Consider the following 13,761-nt stretch of genomic DNA (forward strand, 5'->3'; position numbering starts at 1 on the left):
CCCGGCTACCGCTGCTCCTGCGACCGCGTGGGCTGTCCCACGCCCGCCCGCCATCCCGTGTCCTTCGCCTGGCAGACGCAGTCCACCACCGACCGCGCCCAGATCGAGCGCTGGGCCCGCCACCAGCCGCAGGCCAACTTCATCACCGCGACCGGCATGGTCCACGACGTCCTGGACGTGCCGCTGGAGGCCGGCCGGGAGGCGCTGGCGCGGCTGCTGGACGCCGGCGTCGAGATCGGCCCGGTCGCCGAGAGCGACGACGGCCGGCTGCTGTTCTTCACCCTCACCCGGGGCACCCCCGAGGACGAGGACGAGTGGTGGCCCTGCGAGCTGGACTGCCACCCCGAGACCATGGACGAGCACCCCGGCCTGCGCTGGCACTGCCGGGGCTCCTACGTCCTCGTACCGCCCGCCCGGCTCCCCGGCGACCAGGGCGTGCACTGGGTGCGCGGCCCCGAGCACCCGCTGCCCGACCCGCTGACCCTCCTGGAGACCCTCACCGACGCCTGCGCCCGCCACGCCGGCGAGAGCGCCGACCACGCGAACACGGCCTGGCCCCTGCGCCACTGAGTGGCCAATGGGCGGCCGGGGCGGCCCTAGGACCCCTGGGCCGAGGTCAGGCCCTCCAGGCGGGAGACCACCGACACCGGGCCGCTGCCCTTCGGGTCCACGGCGACCCCGTTCGAGACGAACTCCATCGTCAGCGACTGCTTGATCTCGCCGCTCGTCAGCGCCTGCACGCTCGCGTTCGGCGTGGGGATCGAGGCGCCCGCCGCGGCGGTCTCCTTTTCGTAGCGGCGGGTGGTGAAGAACACCAGCGCGCCGCCGTCCGCCGTGCGCAGCGCCAGCGGGGCGTAGTCGCCGCTGGTCAGCGGTTCGTCGATGTACTGCGTGACCAGGCCGGGCTTCTTCGCGTCCTTCGCCCGGTCGGCCCGCCAGCCACTGGTGTGCGGACCGTCGGCGAAGGTCTTCCCGCCGTTCTTCAGGTACGCGGTGTAGGTGCGGCTCATGTCCTGGGGCGCGACGGCCAGTTGGGCGGAGTCCGCGGGAACGGCCTGCGCCCAGCCGTCCTTGTCCGTCTTGATCCGCGGCAGCGAGCCCGGGGTGATCAGCGTCAGGTACGCCACCTGGAAGGGCTCGGCCAGGCTGTCGCGGGTGAACACCAGCAGCCAGTGCAGGTTGCCGCCCTTGTTGCCCTTGGCCTCCGCGACGAACCAGCGCGGCCAGCCGGCCTTCTTGGGGATGATGAACGTCGCGTTCGTCAGCTCCAGCGGCGTGTGCGCGGGATTGCCGCCCGGGCTCGTCCGGTGACCGGCCTTCAGCCGGGCCGCGTCGATGTCCCCGAGGGCGCCGGTGACATGGTCGGCGTCCAGCGAACTGTCGTACGCCTTGTCCGCCTTGTTGTACGCGGCCGTGAACTGCGTCAGCGCCTTGGCGGCCTCCGCGCGGGTGGAGGAAGGGAGCACCTCGCGCTCCCCGTGCACCACCACGCACCCGCTCGCCGTGAGCGACAAAGCGGTCGCCGTGGCCGCTATCAGTACCCTCCGGTCAAGCCTGCGGAGCCTTCGAGGGCCGCGATCCCTGGTCATCAGGTGCCTTCACCTTCCCCTTCCCGGAGGCGAACCCTACCGGGGCGAAGAACACCGCGAGCGTCGGGATCAGGTACAGCAGCCACACCGTGACCTGGAGGACGGTGGGGTCGGGCTGGAAGTTGAACACGCCCTTCAGCAGGGTCCCGTACCAGCTGTCCGGCGGGATGGTGCCGGAGATGTCGAAGGCCAGACTGGTCAGGCCGGGCAGGATGTCGGCCTCCTGCAGATCGTGGAAGCCGTACGCCAGTACGCCCGCCGCGACCACGACCAGCATGCCGCCGGTCCAGGTGAAGAACTTGGCCAGATTGATCTTCAGCGCGCCCCGGTAGAACAGCCAGCCCAGGAAGACCGCCGTGGCCAGACCGAGGGCCACGCCGATCAGCGGGCGCGGGGTGCCGTCGCTCGCCGCGTGCACCGACGCCCACACGAACAGCGCGGTCTCCAGGCCCTCCCGGCCGACGGCGAGAAAGGCGGTGGCGACCAGCGCGCCCGTGCCCATCGCGAGGGCCGCGTCCAGCTTGTCGTGCAGTTCGGACTTCAGATGCCGGGCCGTGCGCCGCATCCAGAAGACCATCCACGTCACCAGGCCGACCGCGACGATCGACAGGGAGCCGCCGAGCGCCTCCTGCGCCTGGAACGTCAGCTCCTGGGAGCCGAACTCCAGGACGAAACCGAAGCCCATCGCGATCAGGACGGCGATGGAGATGCCGATCCAGATGGGCCGGATGGCGTCCCGGCGCCCGGTCTTGACGAGGTAGGCGATCAGGATGCAGACGACGAGGCTGGCTTCCAGACCCTCGCGCAGGCCGATCAGATAGTTGGAGAACACGGGCTACGCCTCCTTGGCGAACAGCGTGCTGCCCCACCAGTCGTCCTTGTCACGGACGCCCGGCGGGACGGCGAAGACCGCCGAACCCACGTGCTGGATGTACTCGTTGAGCGCGTCCTGCGCCGACAGTCTGCGCTGCAGCGGGATGAACCCCTTGCGCACGTCACGCTGGTAGGCCAGGAAGAACAGGCCCGCGTCCAGGCGGCCGAGGCCGTCGGTGCCGTCGGTGAAGGAGTAGCCCCGGCGCAGGATGGTGATCCCGTTGTTGGAGTCGGGGTGTGCCAGCCGCACGTGCGCGGTGGGCTTCATCGCCTTCAGGAACGGCTCGTCGTGCTCCTTGGCCTTGCCGACCGGGGCGCCCTCGCCCTTGTCCCGGCCGAAGACGTCCTCCTGCTCCTGCAGGGAGGTGCGGTCCCAGGTCTCGATGTGCATCCGGATGCGCCGGGCGACCAGGTAGGAGCCCCCGGTCATCCAGTCCGGCCCGTCCTTCTCGCCGACCCACACGAACTTCTTCAGGCGGTCGGTCTCCGTTCCCGCGATGTTGCGGGTGCCGTCCTTGAAGCCCATCAGGTTGCGCGGGGTCTGCGCGTCCGGGGTGGTGGAGGAGGTCTTGCCGAAGCCGAGCTGCGACCAGCGGATGTTGACCGTGCCCATGCCGATGCGGGCCAGGTTGCGGATCGCGTGCACCGCCACCTGCGGGTCGTCCGCGCAGGCCTGGACGCACAGGTCGCCGCCGGTGCGGGACTTGTCGAGGTTGTCGCCGGCGAACTGCGGCAGGTCCACCAGGGCCTCCGGCCGCTTGTCGGCGATCCCGAACGCGTCCCCGTACTTCTCGAACAGGGACGGACCGAAGCCGATGGTGAGGGTCAGCCGGGAGGGCTTCAGGCCCAGCGCCTCGCCCGTGTCGTCCGGCGGGGCCTCGGCCAGACCGCCGTACGCGCCCTCGCCGACCGCCTTCCCGGCCGTCATCCGGCGCGCGGCCTCGGTCCAGTCCTTCAGCATCCGCACGAACGCCGCGCGGTCCTCGGTCTGCACGTCGAACGTGGCGAAGTGCAGTCTGTCCTGCACCGGTGTGGCGATGCCCGCCTGGTTGGCGCCGTGGAAGGCGACCGCGGCGCCTGTCTCGGCGGCGGCCGGGTCCACGTCGTCGCCGACGCGGCTCACCGCGACCGCGCCGCCGGCCGCGGCGGCACCGAGCGCGAGGCCGGCACCGCCCCAGCCGATCAGGGAGCGCCGGGAGGGCTGTTTCTGCGCGGAGGTGTCCGCGGTGGTGGCTTCCTGAGTGTCCGTCATGGTCGTCTCGTCCCTACTTCACGACGGCGGCGGCGAGCTTCGACAGGGGCTCGGCGAGCGCGTTCACCGCGTCCGAGAGCTCCTTGCGCTGCTCCTTGGTGACGGTCGCGTACGACACGAAGCCGTTCTGCGCCTTGTCCTGCGCCTTGGTGGAGCGGTACTTGTCGAGCGTGGTGTTCAGCGCGGCGAACTGGGCGTCCAGCTCGGTGGTCAGCGCCTTGTCGTTCTTCTGCGCGACCGGCTTGAGCAGTTCGTACGCCTTCTGGGCGCCCTCGACGTTGGCCTTGAAGTCGCTCAGGTCGGTGTGCGAGTAGCGGTCCTCCTCACCGGTGACCTTGCCGGTGGCGACCTCGTCGAGCAGTTCCTTGGCGCCGTTGGCCATGGAGGTCGGGGTGATCTCCGCCTTGCCGACCCGCTGCTGCCAGTCCTTCAGGTCGGTGACCAGCTGGTCGGCGAGCGTCTTCTGCTCGGCGCCGATCTTCTTGTCCTGCCACAGCGCCTTCTCCAGCGCGTGCCAGCCGGTCCACTTCTGGCCGGCCTCCAGGCCGTCGGCGCGGGTGTCGGTCTTGGGGTCGATGTCGCCGAAGGACTCGGCGATCGGCTCGGTGCGCTCCCAGCCGACGCGGGAGGGGGCGTAGGCGTTCTGCGCGGCGGTGAGGTCGCCCTTCTTGATCGCGGCGGCGAAGGTCTCCACCGCGGGGACGGTCTGGTCGGCCTGCTCCTGCGCGTACTCGCGGTAGGCGGCGACCGCCTTGTCCAGCCGGGGGTCGCGCTGGGCGACCGCGCCGGAGCCGGTGACCGTGAGCTTCTGGCGGACGCCGTGGCCCTTCATGCCGGGGCGGCAGGCGATCTCGTACTCGCCCGCCTTGACCTCGGCGGTCAGGGTGTACTTCGTGCCCGGCCCGATGTTCTCCTTCTCCGACACGATCCGGTCGTCGGGGAAGAGGATCTCGACCTCGGTGGCCTTGGAGCCCTTGTTCTCGATGCTCAGCGTGACGTGACCGGCCGGCGTCGACTTCGCGGAGGTGTCGCACGTGGAGTCTGCGGCGGTGACCCGTATCGCGTCCTTGGTGTCCGCTTTGCTCTTCTCGGTGCAGCCCGTGACGGCGGTCAGAGCCGCCGCGGTGGCGACAGCGGTGACGACGGAGAGTCTGGCGGCTCGCATGCAGGCTCCAAAGGGTGGCGAGAAATCGCGTGTCGGACGGACCAAAGATTGGTGAGGCTCGCCTAACTTACCTAAGGCTTACCTGCGTGATACCCAGCCATACGGTGATTCAGCTCTCATGGACGCCGTATGGGCACGGGACGATCACGCTGTCCTAAAACGCACCCCAAGGAATAGTCAAAGGAAATTCAAAGGATCGGGGGTGCTTCCGGGGTGCTTCAATGCCCCCGTGACCGACTACGACGTGCTCCGCGTCTTCTGCGCACCCAACGGCGGATACGGCAACGAACTCGGCGTCGTCCGCGAGGGATCCGTCATGCCCGACCCCGCGGAGCGACAGGCGTTCGCCGCGAAGCTCGGGTTCAGCGAGACCGTGTTCGTCGACGACCCCGAGCGCGGGGTCATCGACATCTACACACCCTCCGTACGCCTGCCCTTCGCCGGCTACCCCTGCGTCGGCGCCGCCTGGCTGCTCGACGTGGAGGAGCTGGTCACACCGGCCGGCCTCGTCGGGGCGCGCCAGGACGGGGAGTTCTGCTGGATCGAGGCCCGGGCCGAGTGGGTCCCGCCGCGCACCCTGCGCCAGTACGCCTCCGCCGCCGAGGTCGACGACCTGCCCGTCCCCCCGAAGGGCGAGTGGGTCTACGCCTGGGCCTGGGAGGACGAGGCGGCCGGACGGATCCGCGCCCGCGGCTTCCCCGGCCGCGACGACGGCATCGACGAGGACGAGGCGACCGGCGCCGCGGCCCTGCTGCTGACCGACCGCCTCGGCCGCGCCCTCAACATCACCCAGGGCGCCGGCTCCCAGATCCTCACCGCCCCGCAGCCGTACGGCTGGGTGGAGATCGGCGGCCGGGTCTACCTGGAACGCCAGCCGGAGCGCTGAGCCCCCGGGGACCGGCTACGGCAGCGTCAGGATGTCCGCGCCGGTCTCCGTCACCACCAGCGTGTGCTCGAACTGCGCCGTGCGCCGGCGGTCCTTGGTGACGACCGTCCAGCCGTCGTCCCACATGTCGTACTCGTGCGTCCCCAGCGTCAGCATCGGCTCGATCGTGAACGTCATGCCCGGCTGCATCACGGTCGTCGCGTGCGGGCTGTCGTAGTGCGGGATGATCAGGCCCGAGTGGAACGACGAGTTGATCCCGTGCCCCGTGAAGTCCCGCACCACCCCGTACCCGAACCGCTTGGCGTACGACTCGATGACCCGCCCGATGACGTTGATCTGCCGGCCCGGCTTGACCGCCTTGATCGCGCGGGTGAGCGACTCCCGGGTGCGCTCCACCAGCAGCCGCGACTCCTCGTCCACGTCCCCGACCAGATAGGTGGCGTTGTTGTCGCCGTGCACCCCGCCGATGTACGCCGTCACGTCCAGGTTGACGATGTCGCCGTCCCGCAGCAGCGTCGAGTCCGGAATGCCGTGGCAGATCACCTCGTTGACGCTGGTGCACAGGGACTTCGGGAAGCCCCGGTAGCCGAGCGTCGACGGATAGGCCCCGTGGTCGCACATGTACTCGTGCGCCACCTTGTCCAGCTCGTCGGTGGTCACCCCGGGCGCGATGAGCTTCGCGGCCTCCTCCATCGCCCGGGCGGCGATCCGCCCGGCGACCCGCATCGCCTCGACCGTCTCGGGCGTCTGCACCTCGGGCCCGGTGTACGGCGCCGGCGCGGGCTTGCCGACGTACTCGGGCCGGCGGATGTGTCCGGGAACGGAACGGGTGGGAGAGAGCTCCCCTGGAACGAGCAGCGACTGGCCAGACATGCCAGCGAGTCTAACGAGCCGGGGTGGGGGAACATGTCGGAGGCGAGAGGAGCTGGTCATGGCCTTGTTCAAGAAGCGGACGGTCGGGAAGCCGGGGGAGTGGTTCTACTGCCTCGAGCACAAGAGGGTGGAAGAGGGGCCGGAGTGTCCCGCCAAGGACCGGTTCGGGCCGTATGCCTCCCGGCAGGAGGCCGAGCACGCGATGCAGACCGCGCGGGAGCGCAATCTCGAGTGGGAGAACGACCCCAAGTGGCATGACGCCCCCGCGGGGAGCGCGGACGAGGACTGATCAGGCCTGGGCCTCGGCCGGTGCGGCCGCCGTTCGCCGGTCGCGCAGCCGCAGCGCGTGCTCGTTCGTGCGGACGTCGTAGGTCATCAGCCCCGGCAGGCACAGGGCGAGGAGGCCCACGGCTCCCGCGCACAGCAGGCCGCCGGACCACACGGACGTCCGTACGCCCCACCAGGCGGCGAATCCGCCGGAGCGGACCTGGCCCACGGTGGGGCCGATGGAGTACGACAGCAGTTCGATCCCGGCGAGCCGGCCGCGCAGCTCGTCCGGGATCGTCTGGTTCCACATGGCGCCCCGGAAGATCCCGCTGACCATGTCGCAGCCGCCGGCCACGGTCAGGAACAGCAGGACCAGCCATACGTTGCCGACGACCCCGGCGCCGGCGATCGCCACGCCCCAGAGCGCGGCCGACAGCACCACCATCCGTCCGTGCCGGTGCACCCGCGAGGTCCAGCCGCTGGTCAGGCTCACCACCATCGAACCGAGTGGCACGGTGGCATACATCAGCCCCAGCGACCAGTTCGCGTCCAGTTCGTCCGCGAGGAACGGCAGCACCGCGAGCGGCATCGCCAGGAACATCGCCGCGAGGTCGACGGCGTAGGTGCCGAGCAGCTCCTTGCGGCTCCAGGCGTAACGGGCGCCCTCCGCGATCGCCGCCAGGGACGGCTTCGCGGCCTCGTGCGAGGCCGGGGACGCGGCGATCGGGATCATGAGCGCCACCGACACGACGAAGGTCGCCAGGTCCGCGCCGTACGCCGAGCCGAGCCCCGCGTACGCCACCACCACACCCGCCAGCGCCGGCCCCGCGACACCGCCGACCGTCCAGCGCAGGGAGTTCAGCGCGCCCGCGGCCGGCAGGTGCTCATGGGCCACGATCCTGGGCCACAGGGAGTCGATCGCCGGGCGCTGGAGCGAGACCAGCGCGGAGGACAGCGCGGCCACGACGTACAGCGGCCACACGGCGGGACGCGGCAGCAGCGCGTTGAGCAGCAGCGCGGCCGACAGCAGCCCCTGCCCGGCCTCCGTCCAGATGATCAGCCGGCGCTTGTCCAGAGCGTCGGCGAGCGCCCCGCCGTACAGCCCGAACAGCACCAGCGGCAGCAGTTCCACGGCTCCGATCGCCCCGACCGCGACCGTCGAATCCGTCAGCTCCTTCAGCTGCACCGGCAGCGCGACGAACGTCAGGAAGCTCCCGAACGTCGAGATCGCCCCCGACACCCACAGCCGCCGGAAGTCGGCGGAGGCCCGCCAGGGCGTGAGATCGGGCAGGAGGGCGCGGAGCCGGGAGGCGGATGCGGGGGAGTCGGCGGTCACGACCGGTCATGGTCGGCCGGGGCACGGACCGGGAGCAACCGCTTTTCCCGCGACACGGCCTCTACCAGCCGGTCGGCGGCGGTGCCGTCAGCTGGTCCGCCAGCCGGGACAGACGGTCGCGCAGCCGCCGGTGGACGCGCGGAGCCGGCAGGGAGTTCTCGCCGGCCGCCGCGCTGACCAGGTGCTGCACCGTGTCCAGATCCAGCTCGGAGCCGTCCGGGACGGCGAGCGACTCATGGGCCATCGACTCCAGCTCGCCCTCGCCGCCGCCCAGCGCCAGCACCGTCGCCCCGGCCCGCCGCGCGTCGTGCACCCGCTCCAGCAGCGGAACATCAGGGCAACTCGGCGAGACCAGCAGCAGCGTCTCACCGCGCCGGGCCGCCGCCAGCCGCCCGAGCCCGACCGACAGATGCGCCGGATCCGACGCGCGCGCCCCATGCCGTACGAGAGTCGGCGCAAGCTCCGGCGTGCCCGACCACGCGGCCTCGTCCACCAGATGCGCCGCCAGATGCCAGGGCTCGTACTCCGACGTCCCCACCAGCAGCAGCCCGCCCCCGTGCGACACCACCGACCCGCGCAGCGCCCCCGCGAACCGCCGGGTGGCCCCCAACCACTCGGTCCCGGCGAGGACTTCACGCAGCAACGCGACACGTACGGCGTCCATGGGCCCGCATCCTGCCCCAAACGGGCACTCGTGGCCCGCAGTTCACCCCGAATTCGCCCGACCTGGGGATGGGAGCGGCCTACCGCGAGTGAATGAGCGACGACGATCACCGAGGAGCGCGTACATGGCCGAGACCACCGTCCCCTTCCGCGCCGGCCGCGACGGACACGCCAGTTACCGCATCCCGGCGGTCGTCGTCACCGCCGCCGGCACCCTCCTGGCCTTCTGCGAGGGCCGGGTGGACTCCGCGAGCGACCACGGGCACATCGAGATCGTGCTCCGGCGCTCCACCGACGGCGGCCGCACCTGGGGCCCGCTCCAGGTCGCCGCGAGCAACGGCACCGACCTCGCCGGCAACCCCGCCCCCGTCGTCCTCGACACCGGCCGCGTCCTGCTCGTCCACGTCCGCTCCGCCGCCTCCGCATCCGAGGACCTGATCCTGCGCGGACAGGTGAGCGAGGCCGACGGACGCCGGGTATGGGTGCGGCACAGCGACGACGACGGGACGACCTGGTCGAGCCCGAGGGAGATCACCGAACAGGTGAAACGGCCCGGCTGGCGCTGGTACGCCACCACCCCCGGCCACGCCGTCCAACTGCGCTCCGGCCGGGTCGTCGTCCCCGCCAACCACACCCTCCCGCCCACCGGTACCGACGTCGGAACCGAGGCCAGGTACAACGGCGGCCACTGCCTGCTCAGCGACGACCGCGGCGAGACCTGGTCCCTCGGATACGTCGACGACAACACCGACGGCTACATCAACGCCAACGAGACCACCGCCGCCGAACTACCCGACGGACGCGTCTACTTCAACACCCGCAACGACTCACCCTCCCCCGGCAACCGCGCCGACGCCCACTCCGAGGACGGCGGCGAGACCCTGCGGCTCCCCTTCCGCCCCCAGGCCGGACTCGACGGCCCCGTCTGCCAGGGGAGCCTCCTGCACCTCCACGACCCGGACGTCCTGCTCTTCTCCGGCCCGGCATTCCCCTCCGCCCGCGCCCTGATGACCATCCGCGCCTCCACCGACGGCGGCCGGACCTGGCGCGCCGCGTACACGGCCGACGGCCTGCCCGCCGCGTACTCCGACCTGGTCCGCGTCGACCCCGCGACCGTCGGACTCCTCCACGAGACGGGGGACTTCGGCCCCTACGAGCGCATCGCCTTCCGGCGGGTGCCCGTGACGCGGCTCACCTGAGCGCCGGGGGCGGCCGGGGCGGACGTAAAGTCGGCCCATGACCTCTACCGACAGTGCTGCACAGATCCCCGCGAAGGCCCCCGCCAAGGACCCCTGGGACCTCCCCGATGTCTCCGGGCTCGTCGTCGGGGTGCTCGGCGGGACCGGGCCGCAGGGCAAGGGGCTGGCCTACCGGCTCGCCAAGGCCGGCCAGAAGGTGATCATCGGCTCGCGGGCCGCCGAGCGGGCGCGGTCCGCCGCCGATGAACTCGGCCACGGTGTCGAGGGCGCCGACAACGCCGAGTGCGCGCGCCGCAGCGACGTCGTGATCGTCGCCGTACCGTGGGACGGGCACGGCAAGACCCTGGAGTCGCTCCGCGAGGAGCTGGCCGGGAAGCTGGTCGTCGACTGCGTGAACCCGCTCGGCTTCGACAAGAAGGGTGCCTACGCGATCAAGCCGGAGGAGGGCAGCGCGGCCGAGCAGGCCGCGGCCCTGCTGCCGGACTCCCGGGTGACCGCCGCCTTCCACCATCTGTCGGCCGTGCTGCTCGAGGACCCGGAGATCGCCGAGATCGACACCGACGTGATGGTGCTGGGCGAGGAGCGGGCCGACGTCGAGATCGTGCAGGCGCTCGCGGGCCGCATCCCCGGCATGCGCGGCATCTTCGCCGGCCGGCTGCGCAACGCCCACCAGGTCGAGTCCCTGGTCGCCAACCTGATCTCCGTGAACCGCCGCTACAAGGCACACGCCGGGCTCCGCGTCACGGACGTGTGAGCGGGTGGGGGACACTGGAGCCGTGGCGGTGTCCCCGACCATGCCGACCACTCCGACCACGCCGTTCACCCCGTCCGCCGACAGGAGCCGACAGAAATGCCCCGCCTCGCCCTCTACGCCCTGATCGTCTGCGTGCTCTCCGTGGCCGCGGCCGTGGTCTCCTTCGTCCAGGGCAGCTGGCTGGGCGTCGTGTGGGTCCTGCTGGCGAGCCTGTCGTCGAACATGTGCTGGTATTACGTGAAGCGGGCCCGGGACGCCCGGCGGGGGCCCGTCGCGAGCTGATCTCTTGCCGGCTTATCAGGGGAAGCCCCTTCGTACGTATCAGAAGCGGTAGTGGTTCTGACCAGTAACCACTTGACTCCCGGTTCTGTTCAGTACTACGGCGTCTCATGGCGGGGGATCCCGTGGCAAAGCCGTTGCGTGGCCTGCGTGCCATCCGTCTGTCTGTGCTGACAGAGTCGTCCACCAGTGTCGAGCGGCAACGAGAGGCGACAAGCAGGTCGGCATCGGCACTCGACATCGACTAAGGGGAGGGAGACGGCCTCCGCGAGGCCATCGATCTCGACGTCTCAGCACTGAACTTCAGTCCGTTCACCCGACCTCAACTCGGCAAGTGGCTGGCGCTTCCGGACGAGTACGACGCCATCGTCTGGTGGCGCTTCGACCGCGCCGTTGCATCGATGTCGGACATGCATGACCTTGCTGGTTGGGCGAAGGAGCATCGCAAGATGCTCGTTTTCGAGGAGGGTGTCGGAAGCGCGGGCCGACTCGTCTTCGACTTCCGCAACCCGATGGACCCCCTGTCGGAATTGATGATGATGCTCTTTGCCTTCGCGGCTCAGGTGGAGAGTCTTACTCGCAGGTGTGGGAAGCCGGCGACGACCTGGAACGTCGGTCCCTGCTCCTGGACTGTGGCGTCGTCGTCCGCGTCAGGCGAGGCAAGCGGGCCGGCTGGCGGAGGCTCGACGAGTCGCGAGTGTCATTCGCGATGAACGCGGCGTTCGTCGCGGATGCTCCACTGCGGCAGAAACCACGTCCTCAGAAACTGGTACAAACCTCAGGCGTTCCGTTCCAGAAGCGGTAGAGCCAGTAGCCGCAGTCGGTCAGGCTTCTGTCCACCCCGAGGGTATTCAGTACCGAGTCGATCACGTCGAAGAAGGCGCTGTTGACCGACGGCACCCACAGCAGCGCGAACACGAACAGCAGGCCGAACGGTGCGAAGGGCTCCACCTGCCGCTTGACCTTGTACGACAGCCAGGGCTCGATGACGCCGTAGCCGTCCAGGCCGGGCACGGGCAGGAAGTTCAGGAGCGCGGCCGTGACCTGGAGCAGCGCGAGGAAGGCGAGCGCGAAGCGGAAGTCGCGGGGGACGCCGTCCAGGGCGTGCAGCCAGAACGGGGCGGTGCAGACGACGGCGAACAGGACGTTCGTCAGCGGACCGGCGGCGGAGATGAGACTGTGCCGCCACCGCCCTCGGATCCGGTTGCGCTCGATGAAGACGGCACCGCCAGGCAGCCCGATCCCGCCCATGATCACGAACAGCACCGGCAGCACGATGCTGAGCAGGGCATGCGTGTACTTCAGGGGGTTCAGCGTCAGATAGCCCTTGCTGCCGACGGTGATGTCGCCGCTGTGCAGGGCGGTGCGCGCGTGTGCGTACTCGTGCAGGCACAGGGAGACCACCCAGGCCGCGGTCACGAACAGGAACACGGCCACGCCGGGTTGCTCGGCGAACCCGGACCAGGTGGCCCAGCCGGTGACCGCCGTGACGGCGAGAATGCCGACGAAGACGGGGCTCATCCGCCGGTCGCTGTGGCGGGTGGTCGCGGTGGTCATGGGGCTCCCTGGACTGAACGTGCACGCGATGGGACGCCCGACGGTACCGGGCACAGGTGAAAACGTCTCGCGGTGGGGCCGAGGTTCCGGGGAAGGTGGGGCATGGCTCCGGCGGGGCATGGCTCAGGCGGGCCTGTGCTCCTGCTTCGCCACCCCGCCCGGCCGAATCCCGTGACCGGCCCCCGAGCCACCGGAGACAATGGACCCCGTGCGCTATCGCATCCTCGGTACAGCTCAGGCGTTCCGGCCGGACGGCAGCCCCGTCGCCGTCGGCGGGGCGCGGCTGCGTGCCCTGCTCACCGTGCTCGCCCTGCGGGCCGGCCGCACCGTGCCCGTCCGCACGCTCGTCGACGAGGTCTGGGACGGTGACCCGCCCGCCGACGCGTCGGGCGCGCTGCAGGCACTGGTCGGACGGCTGCGGCGGGCGCTCGGCGCGGACGCGATCGCCTCGGTGGAGGGCGGCTACCGCCTCACCGTCACGCCCGACGACGTCGACCTGCACCGTTTCGAACGGCTCACCGGCGAGGGCACCCGAGCCCTGGCCGACGGCGACCCCGCCAAGGCGGCCGGTGTCCTCGACGACGCCCTCGCCCTCTGGCACGGTCCCGTCCTCGCCGACCTCCCCGACGGCACCGCCCGGACGGCCCGCCTGGAGACCCGCCGCCTGGACGCCCTGCGCGCCCGCCACACCGCCGCGCTCGCCCTGGGCCACGCCGAACAGTCGCTGCCCGAACTGACCGCCCTGTGCGACACCCACCCCCTCGACGAACCCCTCCAGTCCCTGCGCCTGCGCGCCCTGCGCGACGCCGGCCGCACGGCGGAGGCACTCGCCGCCTTCGAGGACGTACGACAGCTGCTCGCGGACCGGCTGGGAGCCGACCCCGGACCCGAACTGAGGTCCTTGTACGGGGAGTTGCTGCGCCCCGAGGAGCGGCACGAGCCGGGTGCCGGGCGCGGGCTCGGCGCAGCGGGCCGGGCGAACTCCGCCGCCGGGAGGGCGAGTTCGCCCCGCACCCTCGACGGGGGAGCGCCGGGCACGGCATCCGGGCCGGGGGCGCTCCCCAACCC

At 71.0% G+C, this 13,761-nt stretch carries 16 protein-coding genes; 8 read left to right on the forward strand and 8 right to left on the reverse strand.

The window, feature by feature from the left end; all coding sequences use genetic code 11:
- A partial coding sequence (locus GRC12_RS32390; protein WP_208783126.1) for a bifunctional DNA primase/polymerase occupies positions 1–570 on the forward strand: 570 nt, incomplete at its 5' end.
- 26 nt (positions 571–596) lie between these two features.
- On the opposite strand, the gene GRC12_RS32395 is transcribed toward GRC12_RS32390, so the two are convergent.
- Genes GRC12_RS32395 through efeO form a run of 4 tightly spaced genes read right to left on the reverse strand, consistent with a single transcriptional unit; the run spans position 597 to position 4,879 of the window.
- Positions 597–1,589: a hypothetical protein gene (locus GRC12_RS32395; protein WP_208783128.1), complete on the reverse strand. Its 993-nt coding sequence runs from the start codon at positions 1,587–1,589 to the stop codon at positions 597–599.
- Positions 1,549–2,421 carry an iron uptake transporter permease EfeU gene (efeU, locus tag GRC12_RS32400; protein WP_208783130.1) on the reverse strand — a complete coding sequence of 291 codons (873 nt, stop codon included), beginning with the start codon at positions 2,419–2,421 and terminating at the stop codon, positions 1,549–1,551. Before efeU ends, GRC12_RS32395 begins: the two co-directional genes overlap by 41 nt.
- A gap of 3 nt (positions 2,422–2,424) precedes the next feature.
- A complete protein-coding gene (efeB, locus tag GRC12_RS32405; RefSeq protein WP_208783132.1) occupies positions 2,425–3,714 on the reverse strand; it encodes an iron uptake transporter deferrochelatase/peroxidase subunit in 1,290 nt (429 codons plus the stop codon).
- 13 nt (positions 3,715–3,727) lie between these two features.
- Positions 3,728–4,879, reverse strand: a complete 1,152-nt coding sequence (gene efeO, locus GRC12_RS32410; protein WP_208783134.1) for an iron uptake system protein EfeO — start codon at positions 4,877–4,879, stop codon at positions 3,728–3,730.
- A gap of 229 nt (positions 4,880–5,108) precedes the next feature.
- Between efeO and GRC12_RS32415 the strand changes: the two genes are divergently transcribed.
- A complete protein-coding gene (locus GRC12_RS32415) occupies positions 5,109–5,765 on the forward strand; it encodes a PhzF family phenazine biosynthesis protein (RefSeq protein ID WP_208783135.1) in 657 nt (218 codons plus the stop codon).
- 15 nt (positions 5,766–5,780) lie between these two features.
- On the opposite strand, the gene map is transcribed toward GRC12_RS32415, so the two are convergent.
- Complete coding sequence (gene map, locus GRC12_RS32420) at positions 5,781–6,638, reverse strand: type I methionyl aminopeptidase (protein WP_133043020.1); 858 nt, start codon at positions 6,636–6,638, stop codon at positions 5,781–5,783.
- 58 nt (positions 6,639–6,696) lie between these two features.
- On the opposite strand from map, the gene GRC12_RS32425 reads away from it, so the two are divergent.
- On the forward strand, positions 6,697–6,927 hold the full coding sequence (locus GRC12_RS32425; protein ID WP_208783136.1) for a hypothetical protein: 231 nt from the start codon (positions 6,697–6,699) through the stop codon (positions 6,925–6,927).
- On the opposite strand, the gene GRC12_RS32430 is transcribed toward GRC12_RS32425, so the two are convergent.
- Together GRC12_RS32430 and GRC12_RS32435 are read right to left on the reverse strand one after the other, a co-directional pair.
- The gene (locus GRC12_RS32430; protein ID WP_208783137.1) at positions 6,928–8,241 is read right to left on the reverse strand and encodes an MFS transporter; all 1,314 of its coding nucleotides are present in this window, start codon (positions 8,239–8,241) and stop codon (positions 6,928–6,930) included.
- 61 nt (positions 8,242–8,302) lie between these two features.
- On the reverse strand, positions 8,303–8,905 hold the full coding sequence (locus tag GRC12_RS32435; protein WP_208783138.1) for a hypothetical protein: 603 nt from the start codon (positions 8,903–8,905) through the stop codon (positions 8,303–8,305).
- 124 nt (positions 8,906–9,029) lie between these two features.
- Here GRC12_RS32435 and GRC12_RS32440 point away from each other — a divergent pair, with 124 nt between their 5' ends.
- From GRC12_RS32440 to GRC12_RS32455, 4 genes are all read left to right on the forward strand, one after another.
- Positions 9,030–10,103, forward strand: coding sequence for a sialidase family protein (locus GRC12_RS32440; RefSeq protein ID WP_208783140.1), 1,074 nt, complete (start codon positions 9,030–9,032; stop codon positions 10,101–10,103).
- A 37-nt stretch (positions 10,104–10,140) separates the two neighbouring features.
- Complete coding sequence (gene npdG, locus GRC12_RS32445) at positions 10,141–10,857, forward strand: NADPH-dependent F420 reductase (protein WP_208783141.1); 717 nt, start codon at positions 10,141–10,143, stop codon at positions 10,855–10,857.
- Between the two features lie 96 nt (positions 10,858–10,953).
- Positions 10,954–11,139 (forward strand): hypothetical protein, encoded by a 186-nt coding sequence (locus tag GRC12_RS32450; protein ID WP_208783142.1) that lies wholly within the window; start codon positions 10,954–10,956, stop codon positions 11,137–11,139.
- 272 nt (positions 11,140–11,411) lie between these two features.
- Positions 11,412–11,849, forward strand: a complete 438-nt coding sequence (locus tag GRC12_RS32455; RefSeq protein WP_308286688.1) for a recombinase family protein — start codon at positions 11,412–11,414, stop codon at positions 11,847–11,849.
- Positions 11,850–11,895: 46 nt separating this feature from the next.
- Here the strand turns inward: GRC12_RS32455 and GRC12_RS32460 are convergent, their stop codons facing one another.
- Positions 11,896–12,693: a site-2 protease family protein gene (locus GRC12_RS32460; RefSeq protein ID WP_208783143.1), complete on the reverse strand. Its 798-nt coding sequence runs from the start codon at positions 12,691–12,693 to the stop codon at positions 11,896–11,898.
- 199 nt (positions 12,694–12,892) lie between these two features.
- Between GRC12_RS32460 and GRC12_RS32465 the strand changes: the two genes are divergently transcribed.
- Positions 12,893–13,761 (forward strand): AfsR/SARP family transcriptional regulator (locus tag GRC12_RS32465; protein ID WP_208783145.1); only part of this gene is annotated, 869 nt, incomplete at its 3' end.

The organism is Streptomyces griseorubiginosus (assembly GCF_017614965.1).
In the GTDB taxonomy this organism is placed as follows: domain Bacteria; phylum Actinomycetota; class Actinomycetes; order Streptomycetales; family Streptomycetaceae; genus Streptomyces; species Streptomyces griseorubiginosus_B.